A 23,688-nucleotide genomic window follows, 5' to 3' on the forward strand; every position below is an offset into this window, starting at 1 on the left:
ATTCGTTCACGATCAAAGCGGACTGGCCGATGCCGCGTCATTCAAGCCACAGGCCCGCGCTTGCCGCAGCGGCCGTGGCTTGTTAGTCAGCCGCACGCGATCACGAGGTGGAAATGGCCGAAACGCAGCGTCCCAAACAATCCAAGGCCGAGCCGAGCGTCGAGGGCGCGCGTTTCCTCATCGTCGAGGCGCCTTATTACGAAGAGATCGCGGCGAACCTGCTTGAAGGCGCGCTTACGGCACTGAAGGCGGCCGATGCCCGCTATATCTGCTGGCAGGTGCCGGGCGCGCTCGAAATCCCGATCGCGGCGAAAATCGCGCTCGACATGGCGCGCACCGCCGGTTCGCCGTTTCATGGCGTCATCGCGCTCGGCTGCGTCATTCGCGGCGAGACGGCGCATTTCGACATCGTGGCCGGCGAAAGTGCCCGCGCTCTCATGGACCTTGCGCTGGCCGAAAAGCTTCCGCTTGGCAATGGTATTTTGACCGTGGAAAATATGGAACAAGCCCAGGTACGCGCCGAGCCGCAACGCGGCGACAAGGGTGGTGAGGCTGCCCGCGCCGCGCTGGCGCTGTATCGCTTGCAGGCCGGGCAGGGGACGCTCTGATGGCAATTGCCTCGCAGCGTTCCGCCGCACGGCTCGCCGTCGTTCAGGCGCTCTATCAAATGGAAGTCTCCGGCAAGGGCCTCGCGGAGACCCAGACCGAATTCGAAGCCTTTTGGATCGGCAACGAAATCGAAGGCGCGCAATATGAAGAGGCTGAGATCGCCTTCTTCCGCGATATTCTCACCGGCGTGCTTGCCGAGCAGGGCCCGATCGACCGCGCCGTCGACAAGACCCTTTCCGATGGCTGGCCGCTCGCGCGTGTCGATGCGGTGATGCGCGCTATTCTGCGTGCCGGCAGCTATGAATTGCTTCGGCGCAAGGATGTGCCGGTCCGCGTCGTGATCAAAGAATATGTCGATGTTGCCGGGGCTTTTTTCGACCGGGATGAGGCAGGAATGATCAATGCCGTGCTCGACGCGCTGGCGCGGCAATATCGCGCCGAGGAGTTTCAGGCACGGGCCTAGGACGCGCGCGGCCGTCCGACGATGTTCGCCCACAAATGCCGGAGGCTTTCGAGCCCTCCCGCTGTGGAGCTGAAAAGGGTTGTATCTCCGACGAGAAGCGTTCCCGGGAAAGTTTCGGGCCGGGATTGCAGCATCGCGTCGAACGTCGAATGGCCGCTTTGGACAAAAGCATGAGGCGGCGCCGTCAGATCGATCTGTTGGCGGGCGAGCACGTCGAGTTTTGCCTTGGCGTCGCCCAGACGTTCGAGATGCGGCAGGTGCGGGTGAAGATTGAACGTCGGGACGCCGTTTAGGATCTTCAGGCGGTCAAGTGAGCTCTCGATCTCTATCGGTGCCGGCGATCCGTCTTGTGCTGCGGCCGGCCGGAGCCCGAAATGATTTTCGACCGGAATTCCCAAGCCCGCGAGCAGCGAGCGCGCCAATCCGCCAAAGCGTTGCTGCGGCGGAATGGTCCGGTCGCCGTGATGAAGGAATTCCGCCTCCTGAAGCTTGAGCCGATCATCGTCGGAAAGATGTTCGGCCGCGCCAATCTCGTGATGCGGACAGACGAAGACAAGATGGTCAGGATCGTCGAGAAATGCGCGCACGGCATTCACTTCGGCAGCATCGGCCGCCTGTTCCGTTCGCAAAGAGTCGAAACTGATGATGATGAGCGTGTCGATTCCGGAGAGAATATGATTCAGCGGGGTCTGCGTGCCATCGTCGGCAACACGCTCGACTTCGAGAACCGGATGGCCGGTCTGGGTGCTTGCTTGTTCGGCAAAGTCGATGAAATTCGCCTTCATGATGTGATCCAGAAAGCCGGCGATGCTCTGGTCGAAGCGAACCGGATCCGACAGCTCATGAAATCGCGGGTAGACGAGCCGGCGGCTTTCGAAAAGTGAGGGAAAGCGGTCCTCGATGACGGCGAGCGGCGCTTCGGTCTCTCCTGGGCGGCTCCAGGCGTAGTAGACAGCGACTTTCCGCTCATTCATGTCTAATCCCTCTCTTCATGCGGCTTAATTGGCCACGGTCCGCGGCGTCCAGACTATATAAAACATGCTACGCGAGACTAGTTTTAGACCTGTCGGAGGTTCATCCTGTCGCGATTGTCCGAAGATGAGCTGATCGCGACGATCTTCGCCCCGTTGGCCGGCCCCGGTGGCTTGCGGCTTGAGGACGATGCCGCGCTGCTGGCGTGCGTGCCGGGCGAGGAACTCGTCCTGACCAAGGATTTGCTCGTCGCGGGCGTGCATTTCTTCGCCGACGACCCTCCAGACGCCATCGCCCGCAAGGCCTTGCGCCAGAACCTCTCCGATCTGGCCGCCAAGGCCGCAGAGCCCAAGGGTTTTCTTCTGGGATTGGTCCTGCCGGCCGATTGGCAGGAAGATTGGCTCAGAGTCTTCGCTTCGGGCCTTGCGGACGATGCTGCGCATTTCGATATTGCATTGCTTGGCGGCGACACGGTGTGCACGCCGGGCCCTTTGACTGTCTCGATCACCGCGCTCGGGTCCGTGCCTCAGGGGGAGATGGTTCCGCGCGGGGCGGCGAAGCCGGGTGATCACCTCTTTGTCACAGGCACCATTGGGGATTCGGCGCTCGGGTTGAAAATCCGGCAGAGCTCTGAGGCTGATCAGGCCTGGATCGGCGGCCTCGAAACCAAGTCGCAGGCCTTTCTGCGCCAGCGCTATCTTCTGCCGCAACCGCGTCTTGGCCTGTGTGCGGCGCTCCGAGCCTTCGCCCATGCTGCGATGGATATTTCCGACGGACTCGCGGGCGATTTGGCCAAGATGCTGCGGGTAAGCGGCGTAACGGCGGAAATTGCCATAGCTGACGTTCCGCTTTCGGCGGCGGCACAGGCAGCTTTGGCGCAGGATCCTGCCCTGATCGAAACGCTTCTCTCTGGCGGCGACGATTATGAAATTCTCGCTGCCGTGCCGCCGGAGAAGACTGCTCTCTTTGAACAAGCCGCGGCGGCGGCTGGAATTCCCATCCACTGCATTGGCATCGTGGCAGCGGGCACAAATCCACCTGTTTTTCGCGACAATGCGGGCCAGGTGCTGGCTCTCAAGTTATTGTCCTACGCTCACTTTTAAGCCGTCCCTTTGGTCCGCTCGCAGGATTGCGAAACGCCGCGCTTTCGATCAAGCTGCGCGCCGGGCGGTACGCCGCCCGATAGGGGCGATAGAAATGGGCGGCCGTCCCGCGGCTTTGCCTTTTTGCAATGACCTCCGATCAAACGCGCGAAATATAAGCCGGGTAAAAATCCGGCAGCGCAATCATAAACGAAGGGCGGAAATCGATGCTTGCACTTTGGATCATTATCGCTGCGGGGGTCTTGGCCGTCGCATATGGAATCTGGACGGCAAATGAGCTTTTGAAGGCGGACGCCGGTTCGCCGCGAATGCAGGAGATCGCCGCCGCGATCGCCGAGGGCGCGCAGGCCTATCTCAAGCGGCAATATTCGACCATCGCGATTGTCGGGATCGTGATCTTCGTCGTGCTCGGTTTCCTGCTGTCGTGGACGGTCGCAATCGGATTCCTGATTGGCGCGATCCTCTCCGGCGCTGCTGGCTTCATCGGCATGAATGTCTCGGTGCGCGCCAATGTCCGCACGGCGCAGGCCGCATCGAAATCGCTCAGCGCTGGGCTCGATATTTCGTTCAAGGCGGGCGCCGTCACCGGCCTTCTCGTGGCCGGTCTCGCACTCCTCGGGGTGTCGTCCTATTTCTGGATTTTGACCGGGCCGTTGAAGCTTGCGCCGGATGCCCGTGAAGTTGTCGATGCGCTTGTCGCGCTGAGTTTCGGCGCCTCGCTTATCTCCATTTTCGCTCGTCTTGGCGGCGGCATCTTCACCAAAGGTGCGGACGTCGGCGCCGATCTCGTCGGCAAGGTCGAGGCGGGTATTCCAGAGGACGATCCGCGCAATCCGGCAACCATTGCGGACAATGTCGGCGACAATGTCGGCGATTGCGCCGGCATGGCCGCCGATCTTTTCGAAACCTATGTCGTGACGGTCGTTGCAACCATGGTGCTCGCCGCGATCTTCTTTGCCGGGACGCCGCAACTCGTGCCGACGATGTTTTATCCGCTCGCGATCTGCGCGGCCTGCATCGTGACTTCGATCGCAGGTACGTTTTTCGTCAAACTCGGCCCGACCAATTCGATCATGGGTGCGCTATACAAGGGTCTGATTGCCACAGGATTGCTGTCGATCGTCGGCCTTGCCATCGCGACGCAATTCTCAGTCGGCTGGGGCACTATCGGGGTGGTGCATGAACAAACGATCAGCGGGCTGGACCTCTTCATTTGCGGACTGCTCGGCCTTGTTGTGACCGGGCTCATCGTCGTGATCACCGAATATTATACGGGCACGGGCAAACGCCCGGTGATCTCGATCGCGCAGGCGTCTGTGACGGGCCACGGCACCAATGTCATTCAGGGGCTCGCGGTTTCGCTCGAGGCGACGGCGCTCCCCGCATTGGCGATCGTTGCCGGCATCATCATCGCCTCGCAATTGGCCGGACTCTTCGGCATCGCCATTGCGGTGACGACGATGCTCGGGCTCGCCGGCATGATCGTCGCGCTCGACGCTTTCGGTCCAGTGACCGACAACGCCGGTGGCATTGCCGAAATGGCTGGCCTGCCGAAAGAGGTGCGTCATTCGACCGATGCGCTCGATGCTGTCGGCAACACGACCAAGGCGGTCACCAAAGGTTATGCGATCGGCTCTGCGGGACTTGGCGCGCTCGTGCTCTTCGCCGCCTATACGAATGACATCAAGCATTTTACCGATACGGGCGTGCCCTATTTCCAGAATATCGGCACGGTCAACTTCGATCTGTCTAATCCTTACGTCGTCGCAGGGCTGATCTTCGGCGGCATTATCCCCTATCTCTTCGGCGGCATCGCGATGACTGCCGTCGGCCGCGCCGCCGGTTCGGTTGTCGAGGAGGTTCGCCGCCAGTTCCGTGAGAAGCCCGGCATCATGGCCGGCACCGAACGGCCCGACTACGGCCGCGCGGTCGATATGCTGACGAAGGCGGCGATCAAGGAAATGATCATCCCGTCGCTATTGCCGGTGCTGGCGCCGCTCGTCGTCTATTTCGGCGTGCTGCTCATCTCCGGTTCGAAGGCCTCGGCATTTGCCGCGCTCGGCGCTTCGCTCCTCGGCGTCATCGTCAACGGCCTGTTCGTCGCCATTTCGATGACATCCGGCGGCGGTGCGTGGGATAATGCCAAGAAGAGCTTCGAGGATGGTTTCGTCGATAAGGACGGCGTGAAACATCTGAAGGGGAGCGACGCGCACAAGGCGTCGGTGACGGGCGACACGGTGGGCGATCCCTACAAGGATACGGCTGGCCCGGCGGTTAATCCGGCAATCAAGATCACCAATATCGTTGCGTTGCTCTTGCTTGCGATCCTTGCGCACTAAAACCCAAGCGAAGATGGCCGGAGCGATCCGGCCATCTCATCGATCGGTGTTTAGTTAAACCGCAACAGCGATTTGAACATGCCGTTTAATACGCTCGAATCCGCACCGCCGGTTGGCGTCGTCTGCGACACGAAATCGAAGATTTTTCCGTCCTTCAGACCGTAATTGGCGACGCGCGTGACCTTCTTGTCCTTGTCGAAATAGATCGCCAGGACGTGCTGGTCGGTGATGCTCTGATCCTGAAAGGCATATTGCCGGTCGGATTTCTGGGTGATGTAATACCAGGCGCTGCCGCCGACGGTCGACGTCGTCGATGGCGTGCCCATCACGACGAGCACTTGCTCAGCCGACGAGCCGGTCTTGACCTGATTGAGTAGCGTGGGATCGAGCTGATAGCCGTGGACAATATCGCCATCGTAACCGAGACAGCCGGCGAGGCCGGTGGCCATGGCACCGCAAAGTCCGAGCCGGAGAGCAAGACTCAAGAGCTTTATTCTGCGCTTTTGAGCGGCCGTCGGTTCTTCTCTTACGGCCGCATCTGCAAAAGTCATTCGTGGAAACTCCGGCCCCTTAGATTACGGCGCGTTTTGGTCGATTCGACCAAAACGCGTATAATCCGATCGTTTCTAATATGCGGAAATCAAGGTCGCAACTCGCCCCGCTCAAGCCGCGATATGGAATCTAAAGTCATGATTTTTGGGCTTTTCCGGGGCAAACGCAATGCAAGTGTCATCGAGCGGCTGCATGCCGACGTTGTCGCCGCCGCGCGCGACCCGGTTTTGTTCACGGATTACGGCATTGCCGACACGATCGATGGGCGCTTCGAATCGATTGCTTTGCACGCTGCATTGGCGCTGCGGCGTCTGAAGCAATTGCCGCCGCCAGGACCCGAGATTGCGCAAGATCTTGCCGATGCCATCTTTCGCCATTTCGACATCGGCTTGCGCGAAATGGGCATCGGCGACACTGGCGTCCCGCGGCGGATGCGTGATCTTGCCGAGGCATTTTTAGGCCGCGCCAACGCTTACAATGAAGCGCTCGGGCAGCCGGGCATGGCGCAGCATACGGCCCTGGCTGCGGCTCTCTCGCGCAACGTCTTCGCCGAGGCGCGAGGCGGCGAGCGCCTTGCTTGCTACGCTGAGCGATCCGATGAAGCCCTGGCGCAAATGTCACTCGCAGATTTTCTCAAAGGACCTATATTTCGGGTCAAGGCCGCTGCGAACTTCCGTGAGGTGTGTAATGAGTAAAGCCGATTCCTACGCCCCGCCGCCGAAGATTTTTTCGCATCTCATTCTTGTGGATGAAGTGCCGGAGCAGGGCCTCGACGTGACGCTGAGCGCCGATGCACCCACGCGGCAGGCATTGGCAAAGGCCGACGGCCTTGTCGGCCTTGCGGCGCTCGATGCGGACTTCCATGTCGCTCGCCAGGGGCTTTCCAGCTTCAATGTCACCGGCACCGTGCGGGCAAAGATCACGCAGATCTGTGTTCTGACGCTGGAGCCTTTCGACAGCGATCTTGCCGAGGAGGTCGATGTCGATTTCGCCGAAGCTCCGGCTGCGGCGCAGGCCTCCACCCAGGCCGATATTCTGCTCGGCGCCCAATCGGGCGATCGCGACCCGCCAGATCCGATCGAGGACGACGCGATCGACCTTGGCGCGCTGGCGGCGGAATTTCTTGCGCTTGGCCTCGACCCCTATCCGCGCAGGCCGGGGGCAGAGTTCGCGCCTGTGACCGATCCGCACGATGTGATAGAGCGGCCGTTCGATGCGCTCAAGAAGCTCACCGATCAATCTTGATCTGGCCGCGCTTGCCGGGCGGGGCGCTTTGCCTTAGCGGATCAGGCCGCAGCTTGGCGGTCCGGCCGGGCTAGATCACGATGGTTTTGGATCGACCCAATTCGGGCTTGCCCAAGTTGAGCAATTTGAATGATCGAAAACCATGAACGTGATCGATTCTAATAATTTAGAGCGGGATTCATGCGAAAAACCGGTACCCACTTTTTCGCATCCCGCTCTAGGGAGCTTTCATGACGCAAACGGTGCGCATCGCCATTGATGCCATGGGCGGTGACCACGGCCCGGAGGTGATCCTACCCGGCGCCGCGCTTGCGCTGACCCAGCACGCCGACCTCAGTTTCACGTTTTTCGGCGATCAGACGCGGTTGAAACCTCTGCTTGCGGCCAATCCGCGGCTGGCCAGCGTCTCGAGCGTGCGGCACACGGATGTCGAAATCCGTATGGAAGACAAGCCCAGCCAGGCGTTGCGTAATGGCCGGCGCACCTCTTCGATGTGGCAGGCGCTTGAGGCTGTCAAAAGGGGCGAGGCCGATGCCGCCTTTTCCGCGGGCAACACCGGCGCGCTCATGGCGATGGCGAAGATTTGCCTGCACATGATTCCAGCGATCGACCGGCCGGCCATTGCCGTGCTTTGGCCGACGCTGCGAGGGGAATCGATCGTGCTCGACGTCGGCGCCTCGATCGGCGCCGATGCCCAGCATCTTGTCGATCTGGCGATCATGGGCTCCGCGATGGCGCGGATCGTCTTTTCGTCACCACGCCCGACCGTAGGGTTGCTCAACATTGGCGTCGAGGAAGTTAAAGGGATCGAGGAAGTGAAGGCCGCCTCGCGGATCCTGCGCGAACTCAATTCGACCGATTTCGACTATCGCGGCTTTGTCGAAGGCGACGACATTGGCAAAGGCAGCGTCGATGTGGTCGTGACCGAAGGCTTTGCCGGCAATATTGCGCTCAAGACGGCGGAGGGGACGGCCAAGCAGATCAGCGCCTATTTGCGCGAGGCGCTGCGCGGCAGTTTCGCCTCGAAGCTCGGCTATTTGCTGGCACGGCAGGCGTTCCGTTCGCTGTCGAACAAGATGGACCCGCGCCGCGTCAACGGCGGTATCCTGCTCGGCCTCGAAGGCGTGGTGATCAAGAGCCACGGCGGCTCCGACGCGGTCGGCACCGCGCGGGCACTGGAAATCGGCCACGGATTGGTCCGCGACCAGTTTCTGCGCAAGATCCAGAATTCTCTCTCCGAGCGTGACGTGCCTGCGGTGGTGGCGACCGCCGATCCGGAAGCCGAAGCCTAAGCCGGCTTGATCGCCACTTTTGGGAGGTAGTTCGGACTTCTGTCGCGGCGGAAAATGCTCTAAGGCGACCGTCACGTTGTTTGAAACAGGACAAATATCTTTGACCCGACCGCAAAATGCCGTTCTCCGCTCCGTTGTCGCTGGCCTGGGGTCGTATCTTCCAAAGCGGATTTTGAGCAACGCGGATCTCGAGAAGATGCTCGACACGAGCGATGAGTGGATCACGCAGCGCACCGGCATCAAAATGCGTCATATCGCGGCGGAGGATGAGCGCACCTCGACACTCGCGACACATGCGGCGCGCGCTGCGCTTGCCGATGCGGGCCTCAAGGGCGAGGATATCGATCTCGTCATCGTCGCAACGGCGACGCCGGACTATACCTTTCCCGCCGTTGCAACGCAGGTTCAGGCGGCGATCGGCATGACCGGCGGCGTCGCGTTCGACCTCCAGGCCGTATGTTCAGGGTTCATTTTCGCGCTGACGACGGCAGACAAGTTCTTGACTTCGGGGTCGCACAAAAGGGCGCTCGTCATCGGCGCCGAGACGTTTTCGCGGCTGCTCGATTGGAAGGACCGCGGCACCTGCGTACTGTTCGGCGACGGCGCTGCGGCAATGATCCTTGAAGCGCGGTCGGGCGAAGGAACGAGCACCGATCGCGGTGTCCTGACCGCGCATCTGCGGTCCGATGGCCGGCACCTTTCGAAACTTTATACCGACGGCGGGCCATCATCGACCGGAACAGCCGGCCATGTGCGCATGGAAGGGCGGGAAGTTTTCAAGCTAGCCGTAACGATGATTACTGATGTGGTCGACGCCGCCTTTGCTGCGACCGGGACGAACGGCGAGCAGCTTGACTGGTTCGTGCCGCATCAGGCCAACGCCCGTATCATCGACGCGTCGGCGGAGAAGCTCAAAATTGCTCCGCAAAAAGTCGTGAAGACCGTCGCCTTTCATGGCAATACGTCGGCGGCGTCGGTGCCGCTGGCGCTGACGACGGCGCGCGACGACGGCCGCATCAAGCAGGGTGATCTTGTGATGCTCGAAGCGATGGGCGGCGGTTTTACCTGGGGCGCGGTACTTCTTCGCTGGTAGCTGCTGCCGCTTTGCAACAACCTCAGCATTTGTCCGTATAGTATTTGCAGGGCAAATGTTTCTGTCTATTGTGCTGACGTATGTTTTGCGCCAAAGTTCAAGGCAAGCAAAGAGCTTAATCCATTTGCGATGCGGGGAAGGGGACTGCGGGGCTGATCAAATGTTCAGGAGAATTTTGCTCGCCGAGGCGCACGTTTTTTTGGCGCCCCTTTCGTTTTCATTGAGCTCGGGCGATTGTCCGGAGACCAAGATTACGGCCTTCGCTGCCAAGTCATCGCATTCAGAAATCATCGAGTCCCAAGATGGTCAAAAGTGAATTGTCGACATCGGTTTCACGCGCGGACGATTTGTCCGGCGTAATCGCCGCTGCAAAAGGTGAGGACGGCGCTCGCACTGTGACGCGCGTCAATCTCGCCGAAGCCGTCTATCAGCAGGTCGGTTTGTCGCGCAAAGAATCCGCGGCGCTTGTCGAGCAAGTGCTCGACGAAATCACTGATCGATTGATCGCTGGCGAAGGGGTTCGGCTTTCGTCGTTCGGATCGTTCAGCGTGCGCCACAAGGGCCAGCGCGTCGGCCGTAATCCCAAGACCGGCGTCGAAGTGCCGATCAAGGAGCGGCGCGTTCTCATCTTCAAATCGTCAAATCTGCTGAAAGCGCAGATTAACGGCGTTCACGCCGAGCCCGATTCCGAGTAGTCTGATTCGCCGAGCGCCATGTGATTTGCGGCGCTGCGATGTTCGGCGTTTTTGCCGAAACGCGCTGGCATTGTTCCTTGCGTTAGATCAGAGCGGGGATGCTGCCGGGATCGGAGCCGCGGAACAATGGAAAAAACAGCAGACGCATTCAGGACCATCAGCGAGGTCGCGAGCGATCTCGATTTGCCGCAGCATGTCCTCCGGTTCTGGGAATCGCGTTTCACCCAAATTCGCCCGCTGAAGCGCGGCGGCGGCCGACGCTACTATCGCCGCGAAGACATCGAACTTCTGCGCGCCATTCGCCAGCTTCTCTACGGCGAGGGCTACACGATCAAGGGCGTGCAGAAAATTCTCAAAGAGCAGGGCGTGCGCGGCGTTGTCACGGCTTGGCAGGGCGGGGCCGAGATGGTGCCGCCAGAGGAAATGCCGCTCGACATCGCAATGCAGGGCGCAACTGCAACCGCGCCGCGCCGGCCGGACGCGCTGCACGAGGAACCAGAACCCGATTTCGCCTTTGGTGAGGCGGACGAGTCCTTCGCCGGATTGGGCGCAGGCGCACACGCAGCGCTTGGACCGGCCGATTACAAGGTGCTCGAGACGCTCCTGGCCGAATTGAACGAATGCGAGCGGCTGCTCGGCAACGCCCGCCGGCCGGCCAACGCCCAATAAGCGACATCTTGCTTATCCCCTTGTCCGCACGTGGGGTTTTTCTTTTAGGGGAAGCCCGGCTTTCGGGCCGGATGCGCGTTGCAGCGGTCTCGGCGTTTCTCTATAAGAGCCGCAGTCGGAGTGTAGCGCAGCCCGGTTAGCGCACTTGTCTGGGGGACAAGGGGTCGTGGGTTCGAATCCCGCCACTCCGACCACTCAACTCACATCATCATCACAGCTTGGCCAAGGCTTCGTAAGCTTGGCCGAAGCCTTTGGACGACAGCGGAATGGCCACTGCACGGCCGCTCGCGTCCCGAAATATGATCCTGCCGGTCGTGCTCCCGGCATTGCCTCGGAATTTCTGCAGAAGCGATTCTTTAATCTCGAATTTGGCAATGCAGCCCGCAGGAATGCAGACGTCGAAGGGTGCCGCGATCCCAATATCTTTATCATTCGTTTCAACGCGGACGTTGCCTGCGATCAAGATGTTGACCGGCAGCTGAACGAGAAGATTCGTCGGATGGCCTTTCACCGGCTTCGCGACGAGGACGTGTGAAAACGGTTGATTTTGAACTTGCGTCGTCTGACCAATCGTACAATTGCGTTGTGACGGGGTTCCTGCGCTCATTACACACTGGAGCTGAGCGGGCAGCCTGCAACGCGCGCCGCGCGGCAGCACATCTTTGTCATGCGTGCTCAGCTTTGGATATCGGAGGTAGCGCCTTCAAGTCGCCGGCGATCCTTCGCGGGCATTTTGGCTGATCCGCGCAATATGGCTTTGATGATCGCATGATATCGCGGCTGAAATTCAACATCCTTCAAGTGCGGACGCGTTTGGTTCACGCCGCGAACGGCCGCCGCCAGCATCGCCGCCAATTCGTCCTTGTTCATATCGGACAGGATTGTCAATTTGCCCGCCGTCTGTAGCGTCTCGAGCATTCTGACGAGGTCCTCCTGCAGCCGTACCTGCAACTCGATGATAATATCATCGCAAAGGCGAAAGACTGAATCCGCCAATTCAAGAGCGTAGGGTGAGTTGGCAGCGGATCGGCGGGTCGCGCCAAATCGTGTGTCGAGGAATGCCGTGATCACGTCGACTGCGCTCTCGCCTTCCATGAGTGCGCTTATGCCGGCGGTCCAGCCGGCATACATCGCGCGTTCGTTCTGATAACGAATAACGTCGCGAAAAAGCTCTTCCTTGTTTCTGTAATGGTAATAGAGCGCGCGGCGCGAGAAACCGCAGGCGACCGCGAGCTCAATCATAGTCGGCCGGTTAAAGCCCGATTTCAAAAACGCGTCGGCGGCTTTCGCCAGTTGGTCGGGATCAAGCCCCATCGTCAAAGCCCGTTTTTCGCAAATACCTGACGCGCAAACCGAATCGATTCGAGAATCGTAATCAATCTGACGTCGCAGGCTCTACAATTTCTGTTCATCGAAATTATGCACGGAGCTGACGTTCTCTCAATCTTGGTCGAGAGCAATCGCGCAAAGAAACATATTTTGCGTAGAAATTTGGCGTCATTGCAGCAAGGTATTCATTCGTTCACTGCACGCCAAGAGATATATGTGAAATCCAGAGCGGCTTACATCGCGCCCGGATGATCTCGCAACATATTTTTCCGCGAAACCAAGGACTTCCGGCCCTGCGCGAACTGCTACATCGCTCTGATATCAGGACAACCATGTGTTACATGCATTCCTTTGCCTAAGAGGTTGCCGCTACGATGGAACAAACGGCGTCGGCGGGAAAAAAGTCCCTCGCAAAGTCCCGCACAGGTCTGCTGGCAAAGGGGGTATGACACCGAGTCTGGGGGAACAAGGAATCGTGTTCGAACCCGCCACTCCGACCATTTTGCTGCCTTGATCTGCCGGAGCTGTTCAGGCGCGTGATCTACTGCAGTCTGCCAGATCAGCGCGCGACCATATCCCGCCGAACGAGGCATACGCGACCGTTGTCCGACGCCGTAGAGCTGTCAGATTGGAAATCATCCGGGGCATCGTATCGGCATCCGCGGCGGCCGCAGTCTGCTGACAGCGCGCACCGTCGTTTGTTCTGACCGCTGTATAGACCCAAATGCAAAATGCACCGAACAGAGCTGCCGAGCTTAAGATTCCTAACCAAGCCCACCACCTTGGACGCGGTCGCGGGCTCCGCTCGTTAAGCTCTAGGTGTTCCCGCACAACCACGCTACCAGACATTCCGCAATCCTGATCGAGTGGCTAACTATATGATGTGGTTACTTAATATGCGGTGACTTAATTCGTTAAGGTATCCACCGATCTATCACAGAATGGTTACCTCGTCGCCGTCCGATGCTCGGGAAACTGGCGGGGCCGTTAACCGCAAGCCTCAACCGGCACACCTCCCTGTCGTTGACACGATAAGCCGAGTCTGACACAGCCTCCCCGCGGACCAGGGGCCGACATGCGACCATTGCGCCGCAAGGGCGCGCGTCCAATATAATTCTCGTGCTTACGCCGATTGGTATCGGCGAGTGAGCGAAAGGAAGACCATGATTTCCGTGACGTTTCCCGATGGCGCCGCGCGCCAGTTTCCCGCCGGTATTCGCGGCAGCGACATCGCCAAGGGCATTTCGCCGTCACTTGCCAAGCGCACAATCGCCATGGCGCTCGATGGCAAAGTCACCGATCTCGCCGATCCCATCGAACACGATGCCAAGATCGAGTTCATCGACCGCGATGACCCCCGCGCGCTCGAGCTGATCCGCCACGATGCCGCGCATGTGCTGGCCGAGGCGGTGCAGTCGCTCTATCCCGGCACGCAGGTGACGATCGGTCCGGTCATCGAGAACGGCTTCTACTACGATTTTTTCCGCAACGCGCCGTTCACGCCCGAGGATTTTCCGGCCATCGAGAAGAAGATGGCGGAGATCATCGCCAAGGACAAACCTTTCACCAAGGAAGTCTGGACGCGCGATCAGGCGAAGGCCTGGTTCGAAGAGCATGGCGAAGCCTTCAAGGTCGAACTCGTCGATGCGATCCCGGCTGACCAGGATCTGAAAATCTACAAGCAGGGCGAGTGGCTCGATCTCTGCCGCGGCCCGCATATGACATCGACCGGAAAGATCGGCTCGGCGTTCAAGCTGATGAAGGTTGCAGGCGCCTATTGGCGCGGCGATTCGAACAAGCCGATGCTCTCGCGCATCTATGCGGCCGCCTTCGCCAAACAGGCTGAACTCGATGCTTACCTGAAGCAGATCGAAGAAGCGGAGAAGCGCGACCATCGCCGCCTTGGCCGCGAAATGGACCTGTTCCATTTCCAGGAGGAAGGGCCGGGCACGGTCTTCTGGCATCCCAAGGGCTGGACGCTGTTCCAGACGCTGATCGCATATATGCGGCGCCGCCAGGAAGTGGAGGGCTATGTCGAGGTCAACACGCCGCAGGTGCTTGACCGTGCGCTGTGGGAGACCTCAGGCCACTGGCAGACCTATCGCGAGAACATGTTCACGACGATCACCGAGGACGAACGCGTCTTCGCGTTGAAGCCGATGAATTGCCCTGGCCATGTGCAGATTTTCAAGAACGGTCTGAAATCCTATCGCGATCTGCCATTGAAAATCGCCGAATTCGGCATCGTGCATCGCTACGAGCCGTCGGGTGCCATTCACGGCATCATGCGCGTGCGCGCGTTCACGCAGGACGATGCGCATATTTTCTGCACCGAAGATCAGATCATGGACGAGGCGCTGAAGATCAACGATCTCATTCTGTCGATCTACAGTGATTTCGGGTTCAGCGATGTCGTCGTGAAACTCTCGACGCGGCCGGACAAGCGTGTCGGCTCGGATGAGGCGTGGGACAAGGCTGAGGCCGCGTTGCAGCAGGTGCTCGACGTGCTGGCATCGCGCGGCCTGAAGACCGAGATCAGCCCCGGCGAAGGCGCATTCTATGGGCCGAAGCTGGAATATACATTGCGCGATGCGATCGGCCGTGAATGGCAATGCGGCACGACGCAGGTTGATTTCAATCTGCCCGGCCGTTTCGGCGCTTTCTACATCGGCGCCGACAGCGAGAAGAAAACGCCGGTCATGATTCACCGCGCTAGCTTTGGCTCGTTGGAGCGGTTCACCGGCATTCTGATTGAGCATTACGCCGGCCATCTGCCCCTGTGGTTGTCGCCTTTGCAGATCGTGGTCGCGACCATCACGCAGGACGCGGACGATTACGCCTATGATGTCGTCACGGCGGCGCGCAAATTAGGCCTGCGCGCCGAATTCGACCTGCGCAACGAGAAGATCAACTACAAGGTGCGCGAGCATTCGCTGGCCAAAATTCCGGTGCTGCTTGTCGTCGGCAAGCGGGAGGCGGAAGAGCGCACGGTCTCCATCCGCCGTCTCGGCACGCAGGATCAGGTGAGTCTCGGGCTCGATGCGGCGCTGGCTGCGCTGGCCGGCGAGGCGACGCCGCCCGATTTGCACCGACTTGAGGCGGCGAAGGAGCCGACACTTGTCGAGGCTTAAGCTACGCTTGAGCCTCGGTGTGAATTATCGGATTTTTAACCGTGGCTTTGCCTTTTCATTGCCGCAAGCGCAGGCCATAAAGGCAAGCGGTAGAAGGGTTTGCGCGTCGCCACGCGTGCGAGGGGCATCGCGCATTAACGGGTCGTTACCCGGCATCGGATAAATCAATCGAATGATCCGACGTCTTGCTGTGCCGAGGGCTCGAATTCCGGCGTCCCGCCGGTGGGGGAGCGACAGTTTTAGGCTGTCGGCCCTGAGAGTCTTTCTTTGCCTGTGTGGTACGCTTCTGCTCGCCGGTTGTTCGGGCTCGGTGCCTGACAGCGAAGTCTATCCGACCGCCGCCGATTTCGAGATTCATGGCATCGACGTTTCCCGCTATCAGGGCGACATCGACTGGAATTCCGTGCGCGAATCCGGCGTACGTTTTGCCTGGATCAAGGCGACCGAGGGTGGCGACCGCGTCGACGAAAAATTCGGTGCGAATTGGATGGCGTCGAAGGCGGCAGGGGTACCGCGGGGTGCCTACCATTTCGCCTATTGGTGTCGCCCGGCTGAGGAACAGGCGGCCTGGTTCCTGCAAAACGTGCCGAACGATCCGCAGGCGCTTCCGCCAGTGCTTGATGTCGAATGGAACCCGGCGTCTCTGACGTGTCCACATCATGTCCCGCCCGAAGCTGCGCGGGCGATGATGAAAACCATTCTCGACGCGATGCAGCACGCCTACGGCAAGCAGCCGATCATTTACACGTCGGTCGATTTTTATCGCGATGTTCTCGCCGACGGCGCATTCATGGAATATCCGATGTGGGTGCGCAGCGTGAAATGCTATCCGGACGTCAAGTATGCCGGACGGCATTGGAATTTCTGGCAGCACACGGCACAGGGGCATGTGCCGGGCATTCGCGGCTATGTCGACCGCAACGCCTTTTACGGCTCGTCGCACGATTGGCATCAATGGCTTGTCGCCGAGGCAGTCGAAGGCACTTGATCGCTGTAGGCCTTGCGAAGCCACCGCTCGCGCCCATATCGCGTCAATGACAATCTCATCGGCGCCTTGGCCGACACTATTCATTCCCCACGGTGGCGGTCCGTGTTTCTTCATGGACGATCCGCAGCAGCTCTGGACGAGAATGGGCGCTTATTTGCGCGGTATCCCTGACGCTCTTGGGCGCCGCCCGAAAGCCGTTCTTGTCGTCTCAGGCCATTGGCTTGAATCTGTGCCCACGGTACAGGCTGGTGCCCATCCGGGGCTTCTCTTTGATTATTATAATTTTCCCGAACACACCTATCAGTTGACGTGGCCCGCGCCGGGTGCACCGGAGCTTGCAGCACGTGTCGGCGAGCTTTTGCGCATCGGCGGTTTTGAACCCGCTGCAGAAACCGCACGCGGTTGGGACCATGGCGTCTTCATACCGTTCAAGGTGATGTGGCCGGAGGCTGATGTGCCGGTCATGCAGCTTTCCTTACAAAAGGATCTCGATCCGGCGACACATCTTGCGATGGGCCGCACCCTTGCCCCGCTGCGGCATGAGGATGTGCTCATCGTTGGCAGCGGCATGAGCTATCACAATCTGAAGAATTTCTTTTCGGGGCGCGGTGATGCCGAGGCCGCGGCGTTTGATACCTGGCTCGACGAAACGCTGGGCGTGTCGGCCCCTGTACGCGAGCGCCGGCTGGTGGAATGGGCAAGCGCGCCCGGCGCCGCGTCGAGCCATCCGGAGGCCGAACATTTGCTGCCGTTGCATGTCGTTGTCGGCGCCGCTGGCGATGCACAAGGGCGACGCACCTATCATGACCATATTGTCGGCAAGCCAATTTCAGGCTTTCAATTCGGCTAATTGGCGACCGCCTTATGGCCATTCGCGGCCCGCGGCGGCGGATTTGCGGGCCGCCGAGAAAGCTCGTCAAAGCCTTGCACCTCGGCGCGCTGTTTGGGCAGGGAGGCCGGATAGCTTTCCTGCATAAATGCGATCAGTTTTTCGCGCATTTCGCAGCGCAGGTCCCACACATCTTGCGAATTTCGGGCGCTCGCCAGGGCACGAATCTGCATGGCGTTTTCGGAAACGTCCGAAACCTGCAGATTGACGACACGCCGATCCCATAATTTTGAATTCTCGACGATCTCGCTGAGCTTCTGGCGCAAAGCCTCGACTGGCGTGGTGTAGTCCACCCAGAACATGACGCTGCCGATGAGTTCGGACGACATGCGCGTCCAATTCTGGAAGGGCGTTTGCAGAAAATACGACAGCGGCACAATCATCCGTCGCCAATCCCAGATTTGGATGACGATATAAGTGCCGGTAATTTCCTCGATCCATCCCCATTCGTTCTCGACAACGACGGCATCGCCGATGCGGATTGGCTGAGTGATCGCAATCTGCACGCCGGCAATGAGATTGGTGAGAACAGGCCGCGCGGCGAGACCGACGATGATACCGGCGGCGCCAGCTGACGCAATCAGGCTGACGCCGAATTGGCGTACTTGCGGGATGCTCATTAGGGCGACCGCAATGGTGATCATCATGACCACGGTTTCCGCCGCGCGGCGCAGCACGCGGACCTGCGTCACATGTTTGCGCGCCAGCAGATTGTCGGCGAGGTCGATCTTGAACCGGCCAATATAGAAATCCCCGGCAAGCTCGATCGCCATCAGGGATGCCCACCCGATCAGCAACGTGAAACAAATGGCGAGCGCCTGCGCGATCAACAGCGTTGTCGCGCCCGAGAGCGGCACGATGGGCAAGACGAGGGCGACCGCCGCGAGGACCAGCGCAAAGCGCGTTGCGCCGAATACGCGCGAGATGAGCGATTGAATGAAAACGTGGTCGGGGCCGATAAAGCGCCGGATCACCCGCAGGATGGTCCGATGGAATATGAGCGCGAGCGCAGCCGCAGCCACGAGCACGAGAGTGCTGACGAGCCAGCTGGGCAGATAATGTCCGAGATCACGAATCCACCAGGGCAGGCTTGCTGGAGCTTTCATCGCTTCTCCTTCCGGCGATGAATGCGCGGCGATTTCGTGAGTTCCGTATTCCGTTCGCAATTGCGAAAACGGCGCCGCTCAAGGAGCGACGCCGTTTGAACTTTCGTTCAAGCTTGTCGGATTAACTGCCGAGGCTTGCCTTGGCGCGTTGCCACCAGCCGCTGCGTTTCGGCCGATTAGGGTCCGGCTCGGCCGCGACCGGCTCCGGCTCAGCGGCGATCGATTCCGGTTCGGCTGCCGGCGTCACAACCGAAGGCTCGTAATAATGCGCGACCGGGGCCGGGGCTTCGGGCTCGACGTGCCGCGGCGCATGCTCATGCGACGCAGCTAGCTCCGGCGGAGCTTCGAGCGCGAAAAGATCCTCACGCTCGACGATCTCCAAACCTCCAGAAGCCTCGCCTTCCGAAACCTCACCTTCTGAGGTCTCGCCATCAGCGGCCTCGGCCGATTGCGGCTCGCGAGTCTCGCCACCGCCACGACCCCGCCGGCGTGAGCGACGCCGACGCGGCCGCTCATCGCGGGCCGGCATAAGTTTGCTCTCGCCGTCTTCGTTTACCGTGTCTTCAGCGTCGCTCTCGCCATCTTCGGACTCGGCGCGCGCTGTTTCTGGAATGCCATCGATGGCCGCGACATAGGCGAGGGCGTCGTCTGAAGGCTGCGGCGCGCCAGGCTGTATGCCTGAAGCTTCGCGATCGCTGCCACGGCCGCGCCGACGCCGGCGCCGGCGTTTGCGTCTGGCGCCTTCCTCGTCGTCGGTTCCGGCTTCGCCCGCCGTCTGATCTTCAGCCTCGCCGTCTTCGGTCTCCGAGACGTCGAGATCCTCTTCCTCTTCCGGCATTTCAAGCGCTGGCGCAGCGTGCGGCAATTCGGGAACGCCGACCGCCGGTTCGCCGCGCTCCATCGTGTGGTAGGCGGCGCCGATCAGTGAATCGTCGGCCGCAATGGTGATCGCGACGCCGAAGCGGCGCTCGAGGTCACGCAGATTGGCGCGCTTCTGATTGAGAATGTAAAGCGCGACTTCGGTCCGCGTCCGCACGGTGATGTTGTGCGAGGCGCTTTTGATCAATGCGTCTTCAAGCAAGCGCAGAACATGCAGCGCGATCGACGAGGTCGAGCGCACCGTGCCGACGCCGGCGCAATGTGGACAGATGATCGTCGAACCTTCGAGCACGCCGGTCCTGATCCGCTGACGCGACATTTCGAGCAGACCGAAATGCGAGATGCGGCCGATCTGGATGCGCGCTCGATCGTTCTTGAGCGCTTCCTTCATCCGCCGCTCGACCGAGCGATTGTTGCGGTTTTCTTCCATGTCGATGAAATCGACAACGATGAGGCCGGCAAGGTCGCGCAGGCGAAGCTGCCGGGCGATTTCGTCGGCGGCTTCGAGATTGGTGCGTGTCGCGGTGTCTTCGATGTCATGCTCGCGCGTTGCGCGGCCTGAGTTCACGTCGATCGCGACAAGCGCCTCGGTCTGGTTGATGACCAGATAGCCGCCGGACTTCAGCGTGACGTGATTGGTGAACATCGCGTCGAGCTGAGCTTCGACGCCGGATTTGGCGAAGATCGGCTGCGGATCGCGATAAAGGTGAACGTTCTTCGCATGGCTCGGCATGAGCATGCGCATGAAGTCCTTCGCCTCGCGATAACCCGGCTCACCGGCGACGGTCACCTCGTCGATGTCCTTGTTGTAGAGATCGCGGATGGAGCGCTTGATCAGCGAACCTTCCTCATAGACGAGCGTCGGCGCTGACGACTTCAATGTCATCTCGCGCACGGTCTCCCACATGCGCAGGAGATATTCAAAATCGCGCTTCACCTCTGCTTTGGTGCGCGAAGCGCCGGCCGTGCGCAGGATCACGCCCATGCCTTCCGGCACTTCGAGGTCCTGGGCGATCGACTTCAACCGCTGGCGGTCACCCGCGTCGGTGATTTTGCGGGAAATGCCGCCACCGCGCGCGGTGTTTGGCATCAGCACTGAATAACGGCCGGCAAGCGACAGATAGGTCGTCAGCGCCGCGCCTTTATTGCCGCGTTCTTCCTTGACCACCTGAACGAGCAGCACCTGACGGCGCTTGATCACTTCCTGGATTTTATATTGGCGCCGCGAGCGGTGCATTCGCTGCGGAACTTCTTCCATCGCGTCGCCACCGAGCTGTTCGACGTGCTCTTCTTCCTCGTCGTCTTCGTCCTCGTCATCCTCGGAATGTTCCGCCGGTGCGGGCACATCGCGCTCGCGCGCCTCGACTTCGCCCTCAACGGTCTTTTCATGTGCCGGTGGCGCGTCGTCGACGATGGCAAATCCGGCCGGGTCGGCGACCAGCACATGCGGCGCGTTGTCTTCGCCGTCTGCGGCATCGTGCGCGGCTTCGGCCGCGTCGTTCGGCACGATAGCAGCTTCGATTTCGATGACACGAACTGCGGCGGCCTCTAGGTTTGGGGCTTCGTCCGCGCTGTGATCTTCATTGTGATCTTCATGGGATGCAGCAGGTTCGAATCCTGCGACCTGCGCCTCGGCGAAATCGCCGGGCGCCGAGGCGTTCTCTTCGAGTGCTGCGGGCGCGGAGTCCGCCAATCTTTCGTCGTCGCCACGGCGCTTTTCGGCACGTTGATGCCGGCGGCTGCGGCGTGGGCGATGATTTTCCTCTTCCTCGAGATGGGCATGAGCATCTTCTTCGAGAAGCTCCTGCCGGTCGGAGACCGGGATCTGGTAATAATCCGGATGAATCTCGGAAAAGGCGAGAAAGCCGTGCCGGTTGCCGCCGTAATCGACGAAAGCCGCTTGCAGCGAAGGTTCGACGCGGGTGACCTTCGCTAAATAGATATTGCCGCGAAGTTGTTTCTTGTCGGCCGATTCGAAATCAAATTCCTCGACACGATGGCCGCGTGTGACGACAACCCGGGTCTCCTCGGGATGCGAAGCATCGATAAGCATTTTGTTGGGCATGTGGAACTCGTGAGGGCGTGGCGCGCAGGACGCCGCTGCCGCCGCTGAATCTCGCGAACGAGACTAGGGCACGGCGGGGCGGCGCATTTGGCGCCAGACGCAAAGGGTGAGAGTAGGGAAGCGAGGCTCGGTCTGTGAGCCCGAACTTGTCGACACGCCGTGCCCGATCCATGGATCGATCCCGACGCGGCGCCGGAACGCAAACACCCGCCAACGCCCGAACTCGGGGACGCGAGCTGCCAATTGTCATTTTGGTGGTCCGAAGTGATCCCCTCGAAGGGCAGACCATGTTTATCGTTACCTGCGCATCGGCCGCGCTGACGCGGGCCATCGAAAAACTGCGTTCGTTCGCGGGAGACGATGAAAATCGGCGCCATTCGACGCGCTTACTTTCCGGCCCGCACCGTGGGGCGGACTGCCGGACCCGCAAATGTCCAGGGCGATTCACGATGCACCAGACACGAACAGCCTTTTGTATCTGGTTGTATCGCCTTTTGGCAAGTTTCCTGAATCCTGTTGCCTGTGCGTGACTGTGGCCAAGCTTCAATTCTGCCATGGTGAGGCATCGTTAACCGCGGGGTTTCATTCTGAGTCCACGCTAGAGGCGCGGCCGGGGGCCGTCCGAGGTTAACCTTTGCCATGAGCCTGAATTTGGCTGGACTCCAGAAACGCCGGGTATTTGCCGCACTGGCCTCCTCGTGGCTCGCCACGGGGCTGTCGCTTGCGGGGCAGGCCGCTTCGGCGCAAACCACTGGAATCGTTGGCTTGCGGCAGGTCGCTGGCGCCAGCGCCCAAAACCAGCCCTCCGGGCCGGTCTATGCCGGCGTTCCACGGCTCGATAACGGCGTCGACCGGGCGCAATTGAGCTTCGCCCTTTCGGCTCCGGTCCACGCCACGTCGTTTGTACTGGCAGCGCCTGACCGTATCGTCGTCGAACTGCCGCAAGTCGTCTTTGCCGGCCCGACCGGCGAAGCCAGCCATGGCAAGGTGCGTCATCGCCATGAGCCGACTCTTAAGCTTGGCGGCATGGTGACTTCCTACCGCTTCGGCCTTTTCGAGCCCGGCAAATCGCGAATCGTCATTGATCTTGCCGGGCAGGCCCGAATTGTGCGCGCCGAGACCGTGGCCGATGCCAACGGCATCCATCTGATCGTCGCCCTCGCCAAAACCGAGCGGGGAGCGTTCATAGCTGAGGCGCGGCGTGACCCGCAGGCCGCCGAGAGGGATACGCCAACCGCGCCGATTCCTCAGGCGGTCGCATCGAGCGCATTGCCGATCGTCGTCATCGACCCGGGTCACGGCGGTATCGATAGCGGCGCAATGGTCCGTGGGCTGGTCGAGAAAAATATCGTGTTCGCGTTCGCCCGGGAGCTTGCTGGCAAGCTGCGCAACAGCGGCCGTTACAAGGTGATCATGACGCGTGACAGCGACGTCTTCGTGGCGCTTGGCGATAGGGTGAAGATCGCCCGCGATGCCGGCGCGTCGCTGTTCGTCTCGATCCATGCCGACACGGTATCGGACGCCGCCGAGGTTTCCGGCGCCACGGTCTATACCTGTTCGGAGCACGCTTCCGACGCCGAAGCCGCGCGGACGGCTGAAAAGGAAAACCAGTCCGATGCGGCGGCGGGCGTCGAGAGCAAGGACGACAACAATGGCGTCTCGGATATTCTCTTCGATCTGACGCGCCAGGAGACGCGCACCTACAGCCGCGTTTTCGCGCGCACCCTCGTCAATTACTGGCAGGTTGCGGCGCGGCTGAACAAAAACCCCGAGCGGTTTGCCGGATTCCGGGTTTTGAAGGCACCGGACGTGCCGTCGGTGCTCATCGAGCTTGGCTATCTCTCCAACGCCGCCGATGGCACGTCTCTCGGCTCCGCCACCTGGCGCGATACGACCACGGGTAAGGTCGCCGCGGCCATCGATGCCTTCTTCACCGCCAAGGGCGTCTTGCCGGAGAAGGATGCCACCACGGCACAATCCGGCGCACTGCTCGACCCGCTGCCGACCGCGACGCTGAAATAACGCCGGGCAGCCGCTGGTGCGGCCCGCGTTCCGGCCCGCTATAATGGGCAGCGACTGACCGGTTGCGGCACAGCCGACGCCCAACTATTAACACAAAAGCACAGCACCACATGCCGGACTGACGTTCTGGCCCGCGTTGCCGACGGCTGTCCCTGTCGCGAGATATTTGCCTTTGTAGGGCAAGAGCTGGCAAGGCAAGAGTTCGCAGGGCAAGAGAAAGCCGCGCCGCCGCGCATCGAAAGGTCGC

20 protein-coding genes and 1 tRNA gene are annotated in these 23,688 nt (G+C 60.5%); 15 read left to right on the top strand and 6 right to left on the bottom strand.

The annotated features are described in order from the left end of the window. The first annotated feature begins 113 nt into the window (after positions 1-113). Both ribH and nusB read left to right on the top strand, forming a co-directional pair. Entirely contained in the window at positions 114-608 is a 495-nt protein-coding gene (ribH, locus tag WDN02_RS10550) for a 6,7-dimethyl-8-ribityllumazine synthase (RefSeq protein WP_337293450.1), read from the top strand. Then, positions 608-1,072: a transcription antitermination factor NusB gene (gene nusB / locus WDN02_RS10555; protein ID WP_337293451.1), complete on the top strand. Its 465-nt coding sequence runs from the start codon at positions 608-610 to the stop codon at positions 1,070-1,072. Before ribH ends, nusB begins: the two co-directional genes overlap by 1 nt. Here nusB and WDN02_RS10560 read toward each other — a convergent pair. Further along, positions 1,069-2,046, bottom strand: a complete 978-nt coding sequence (locus WDN02_RS10560; protein ID WP_337293452.1) for a hypothetical protein — start codon at positions 2,044-2,046, stop codon at positions 1,069-1,071. The two genes, nusB and WDN02_RS10560, sit on opposite strands and share 4 nt — an antisense overlap. A 114-nt stretch (positions 2,047-2,160) precedes the next feature. Between WDN02_RS10560 and thiL the strand changes: the two genes are divergently transcribed. Both thiL and WDN02_RS10570 read left to right on the top strand, forming a co-directional pair. Then, positions 2,161-3,147 carry a thiamine-phosphate kinase gene (thiL, locus tag WDN02_RS10565; RefSeq protein WP_337293453.1) on the top strand — a complete coding sequence of 329 codons (987 nt, stop codon included), beginning with the start codon at positions 2,161-2,163 and terminating at the stop codon, positions 3,145-3,147. 206 nt (positions 3,148-3,353) lie between these two features. Then, positions 3,354-5,486, top strand: coding sequence for a sodium-translocating pyrophosphatase (locus WDN02_RS10570; RefSeq protein ID WP_337293454.1), 2,133 nt, complete (start codon positions 3,354-3,356; stop codon positions 5,484-5,486). Positions 5,487-5,536: 50 nt separating this feature from the next. On the opposite strand, the gene WDN02_RS10575 is transcribed toward WDN02_RS10570, so the two are convergent. Next, a complete protein-coding gene (locus WDN02_RS10575) occupies positions 5,537-5,971 on the bottom strand; it encodes an outer membrane protein assembly factor BamE (protein ID WP_337293455.1) in 435 nt (144 codons plus the stop codon). A 204-nt stretch (positions 5,972-6,175) separates the two neighbouring features. On the opposite strand from WDN02_RS10575, the gene WDN02_RS10580 reads away from it, so the two are divergent. The 7 genes from WDN02_RS10580 to WDN02_RS10610 all read left to right on the top strand — a co-directional run bounded on the left by WDN02_RS10580 (position 6,176) and on the right by WDN02_RS10610 (position 11,226). Next, positions 6,176-6,733, top strand: coding sequence for a ubiquinol-cytochrome C chaperone family protein (locus WDN02_RS10580; protein WP_337293456.1), 558 nt, complete (start codon positions 6,176-6,178; stop codon positions 6,731-6,733). Beyond that, positions 6,726-7,283 (top strand): DUF177 domain-containing protein, encoded by a 558-nt coding sequence (locus tag WDN02_RS10585; RefSeq protein ID WP_337293457.1) that lies wholly within the window; start codon positions 6,726-6,728, stop codon positions 7,281-7,283. Before WDN02_RS10580 ends, WDN02_RS10585 begins: the two co-directional genes overlap by 8 nt. 230 nt (positions 7,284-7,513) lie before the next feature. Beyond that, the gene (gene plsX / locus WDN02_RS10590; RefSeq protein WP_337293458.1) at positions 7,514-8,575 is read left to right on the top strand and encodes a phosphate acyltransferase PlsX; all 1,062 of its coding nucleotides are present in this window, start codon (positions 7,514-7,516) and stop codon (positions 8,573-8,575) included. 94 nt (positions 8,576-8,669) lie between these two features. Beyond that, positions 8,670-9,668 (top strand): beta-ketoacyl-ACP synthase III, encoded by a 999-nt coding sequence (locus tag WDN02_RS10595; RefSeq protein ID WP_337294917.1) that lies wholly within the window; start codon positions 8,670-8,672, stop codon positions 9,666-9,668. 302 nt (positions 9,669-9,970) lie between these two features. After that, positions 9,971-10,363, top strand: a complete 393-nt coding sequence (locus tag WDN02_RS10600; protein ID WP_337293459.1) for an integration host factor subunit alpha — start codon at positions 9,971-9,973, stop codon at positions 10,361-10,363. Between the two features lie 126 nt (positions 10,364-10,489). Continuing rightward, positions 10,490-11,032: a MerR family transcriptional regulator gene (locus WDN02_RS10605; RefSeq protein ID WP_337293460.1), complete on the top strand. Its 543-nt coding sequence runs from the start codon at positions 10,490-10,492 to the stop codon at positions 11,030-11,032. Positions 11,033-11,148: 116 nt separating this feature from the next. Further along, positions 11,149-11,226, top strand: a tRNA-Pro gene (locus tag WDN02_RS10610). A 17-nt stretch (positions 11,227-11,243) separates the two neighbouring features. On the opposite strand, the gene WDN02_RS10615 is transcribed toward WDN02_RS10610, so the two are convergent. Beyond that, positions 11,244-11,690 carry an invasion associated locus B family protein gene (locus WDN02_RS10615; protein WP_337293461.1) on the bottom strand — a complete coding sequence of 149 codons (447 nt, stop codon included), beginning with the start codon at positions 11,688-11,690 and terminating at the stop codon, positions 11,244-11,246. A gap of 17 nt (positions 11,691-11,707) precedes the next feature. Further along, positions 11,708-12,346 carry a helix-turn-helix domain-containing protein gene (locus WDN02_RS10620; protein ID WP_337294918.1) on the bottom strand — a complete coding sequence of 213 codons (639 nt, stop codon included), beginning with the start codon at positions 12,344-12,346 and terminating at the stop codon, positions 11,708-11,710. Between the two features lie 1,178 nt (positions 12,347-13,524). Between WDN02_RS10620 and thrS the strand changes: the two genes are divergently transcribed. From thrS to WDN02_RS10635, 3 genes are all read left to right on the top strand, one after another. Then, positions 13,525-15,492: a threonine--tRNA ligase gene (gene thrS / locus WDN02_RS10625; protein WP_337293462.1), complete on the top strand. Its 1,968-nt coding sequence runs from the start codon at positions 13,525-13,527 to the stop codon at positions 15,490-15,492. 310 nt (positions 15,493-15,802) lie between these two features. Then, positions 15,803-16,480, top strand: a complete 678-nt coding sequence (locus tag WDN02_RS10630; RefSeq protein WP_337293463.1) for a GH25 family lysozyme — start codon at positions 15,803-15,805, stop codon at positions 16,478-16,480. Positions 16,481-16,526: 46 nt separating this feature from the next. Beyond that, positions 16,527-17,330 carry a class III extradiol ring-cleavage dioxygenase gene (locus WDN02_RS10635; RefSeq protein WP_337293464.1) on the top strand — a complete coding sequence of 268 codons (804 nt, stop codon included), beginning with the start codon at positions 16,527-16,529 and terminating at the stop codon, positions 17,328-17,330. Here WDN02_RS10635 and WDN02_RS10640 read toward each other — a convergent pair. Further along, positions 17,327-18,475 (bottom strand): mechanosensitive ion channel family protein, encoded by a 1,149-nt coding sequence (locus WDN02_RS10640; protein ID WP_337293465.1) that lies wholly within the window; start codon positions 18,473-18,475, stop codon positions 17,327-17,329. The genes WDN02_RS10635 and WDN02_RS10640 overlap by 4 nt on opposite strands. Before the next feature lie 121 nt (positions 18,476-18,596). Next, positions 18,597-21,419: an Rne/Rng family ribonuclease gene (locus WDN02_RS10645; protein ID WP_337293466.1), complete on the bottom strand. Its 2,823-nt coding sequence runs from the start codon at positions 21,417-21,419 to the stop codon at positions 18,597-18,599. 639 nt (positions 21,420-22,058) lie between these two features. On the opposite strand from WDN02_RS10645, the gene WDN02_RS10650 reads away from it, so the two are divergent. Further along, complete coding sequence (locus WDN02_RS10650; protein WP_337293467.1) at positions 22,059-23,441, top strand: N-acetylmuramoyl-L-alanine amidase; 1,383 nt, start codon at positions 22,059-22,061, stop codon at positions 23,439-23,441. Positions 23,442-23,688 lie beyond the last annotated feature (247 nt).

The organism is Methylovirgula sp. (assembly GCF_037200945.1).
GTDB lineage: Bacteria > Pseudomonadota > Alphaproteobacteria > Rhizobiales > Beijerinckiaceae > Methylovirgula.

Excerpts from the sequence above, each read along its gene's own strand:
- ribH (WP_337293450.1), top strand. The coding sequence starts at position 114 with ATGGCCGAAACGCAGCGTCCCAAACAATCCAAGGCCGAGCCGAGCGTC.
- nusB (WP_337293451.1), top strand. The coding sequence starts at position 608 with ATGGCAATTGCCTCGCAGCGTTCCGCCGCACGGCTCGCCGTCGTTCAG.
- WDN02_RS10560 (WP_337293452.1), bottom strand. The coding sequence starts at position 2,046 with ATGAATGAGCGGAAAGTCGCTGTCTACTACGCCTGGAGCCGCCCAGGA.
- WDN02_RS10570 (WP_337293454.1), top strand. The coding sequence starts at position 3,354 with ATGCTTGCACTTTGGATCATTATCGCTGCGGGGGTCTTGGCCGTCGCA.
- WDN02_RS10580 (WP_337293456.1), top strand. The coding sequence starts at position 6,176 with ATGATTTTTGGGCTTTTCCGGGGCAAACGCAATGCAAGTGTCATCGAG.
- WDN02_RS10585 (WP_337293457.1), top strand. The coding sequence starts at position 6,726 with ATGAGTAAAGCCGATTCCTACGCCCCGCCGCCGAAGATTTTTTCGCAT.
- plsX (WP_337293458.1), top strand. The coding sequence starts at position 7,514 with ATGACGCAAACGGTGCGCATCGCCATTGATGCCATGGGCGGTGACCAC.
- WDN02_RS10600 (WP_337293459.1), top strand. The coding sequence starts at position 9,971 with ATGGTCAAAAGTGAATTGTCGACATCGGTTTCACGCGCGGACGATTTG.
- WDN02_RS10605 (WP_337293460.1), top strand. The coding sequence starts at position 10,490 with ATGGAAAAAACAGCAGACGCATTCAGGACCATCAGCGAGGTCGCGAGC.
- WDN02_RS10620 (WP_337294918.1), bottom strand. The coding sequence starts at position 12,346 with ATGGGGCTTGATCCCGACCAACTGGCGAAAGCCGCCGACGCGTTTTTG.
- thrS (WP_337293462.1), top strand. The coding sequence starts at position 13,525 with ATGATTTCCGTGACGTTTCCCGATGGCGCCGCGCGCCAGTTTCCCGCC.
- WDN02_RS10635 (WP_337293464.1), top strand. The coding sequence starts at position 16,527 with ATGACAATCTCATCGGCGCCTTGGCCGACACTATTCATTCCCCACGGT.
- WDN02_RS10640 (WP_337293465.1), bottom strand. The coding sequence starts at position 18,475 with ATGAAAGCTCCAGCAAGCCTGCCCTGGTGGATTCGTGATCTCGGACAT.
- WDN02_RS10645 (WP_337293466.1), bottom strand. The coding sequence starts at position 21,419 with ATGCCCAACAAAATGCTTATCGATGCTTCGCATCCCGAGGAGACCCGG.
- WDN02_RS10650 (WP_337293467.1), top strand. The coding sequence starts at position 22,059 with ATGAGCCTGAATTTGGCTGGACTCCAGAAACGCCGGGTATTTGCCGCA.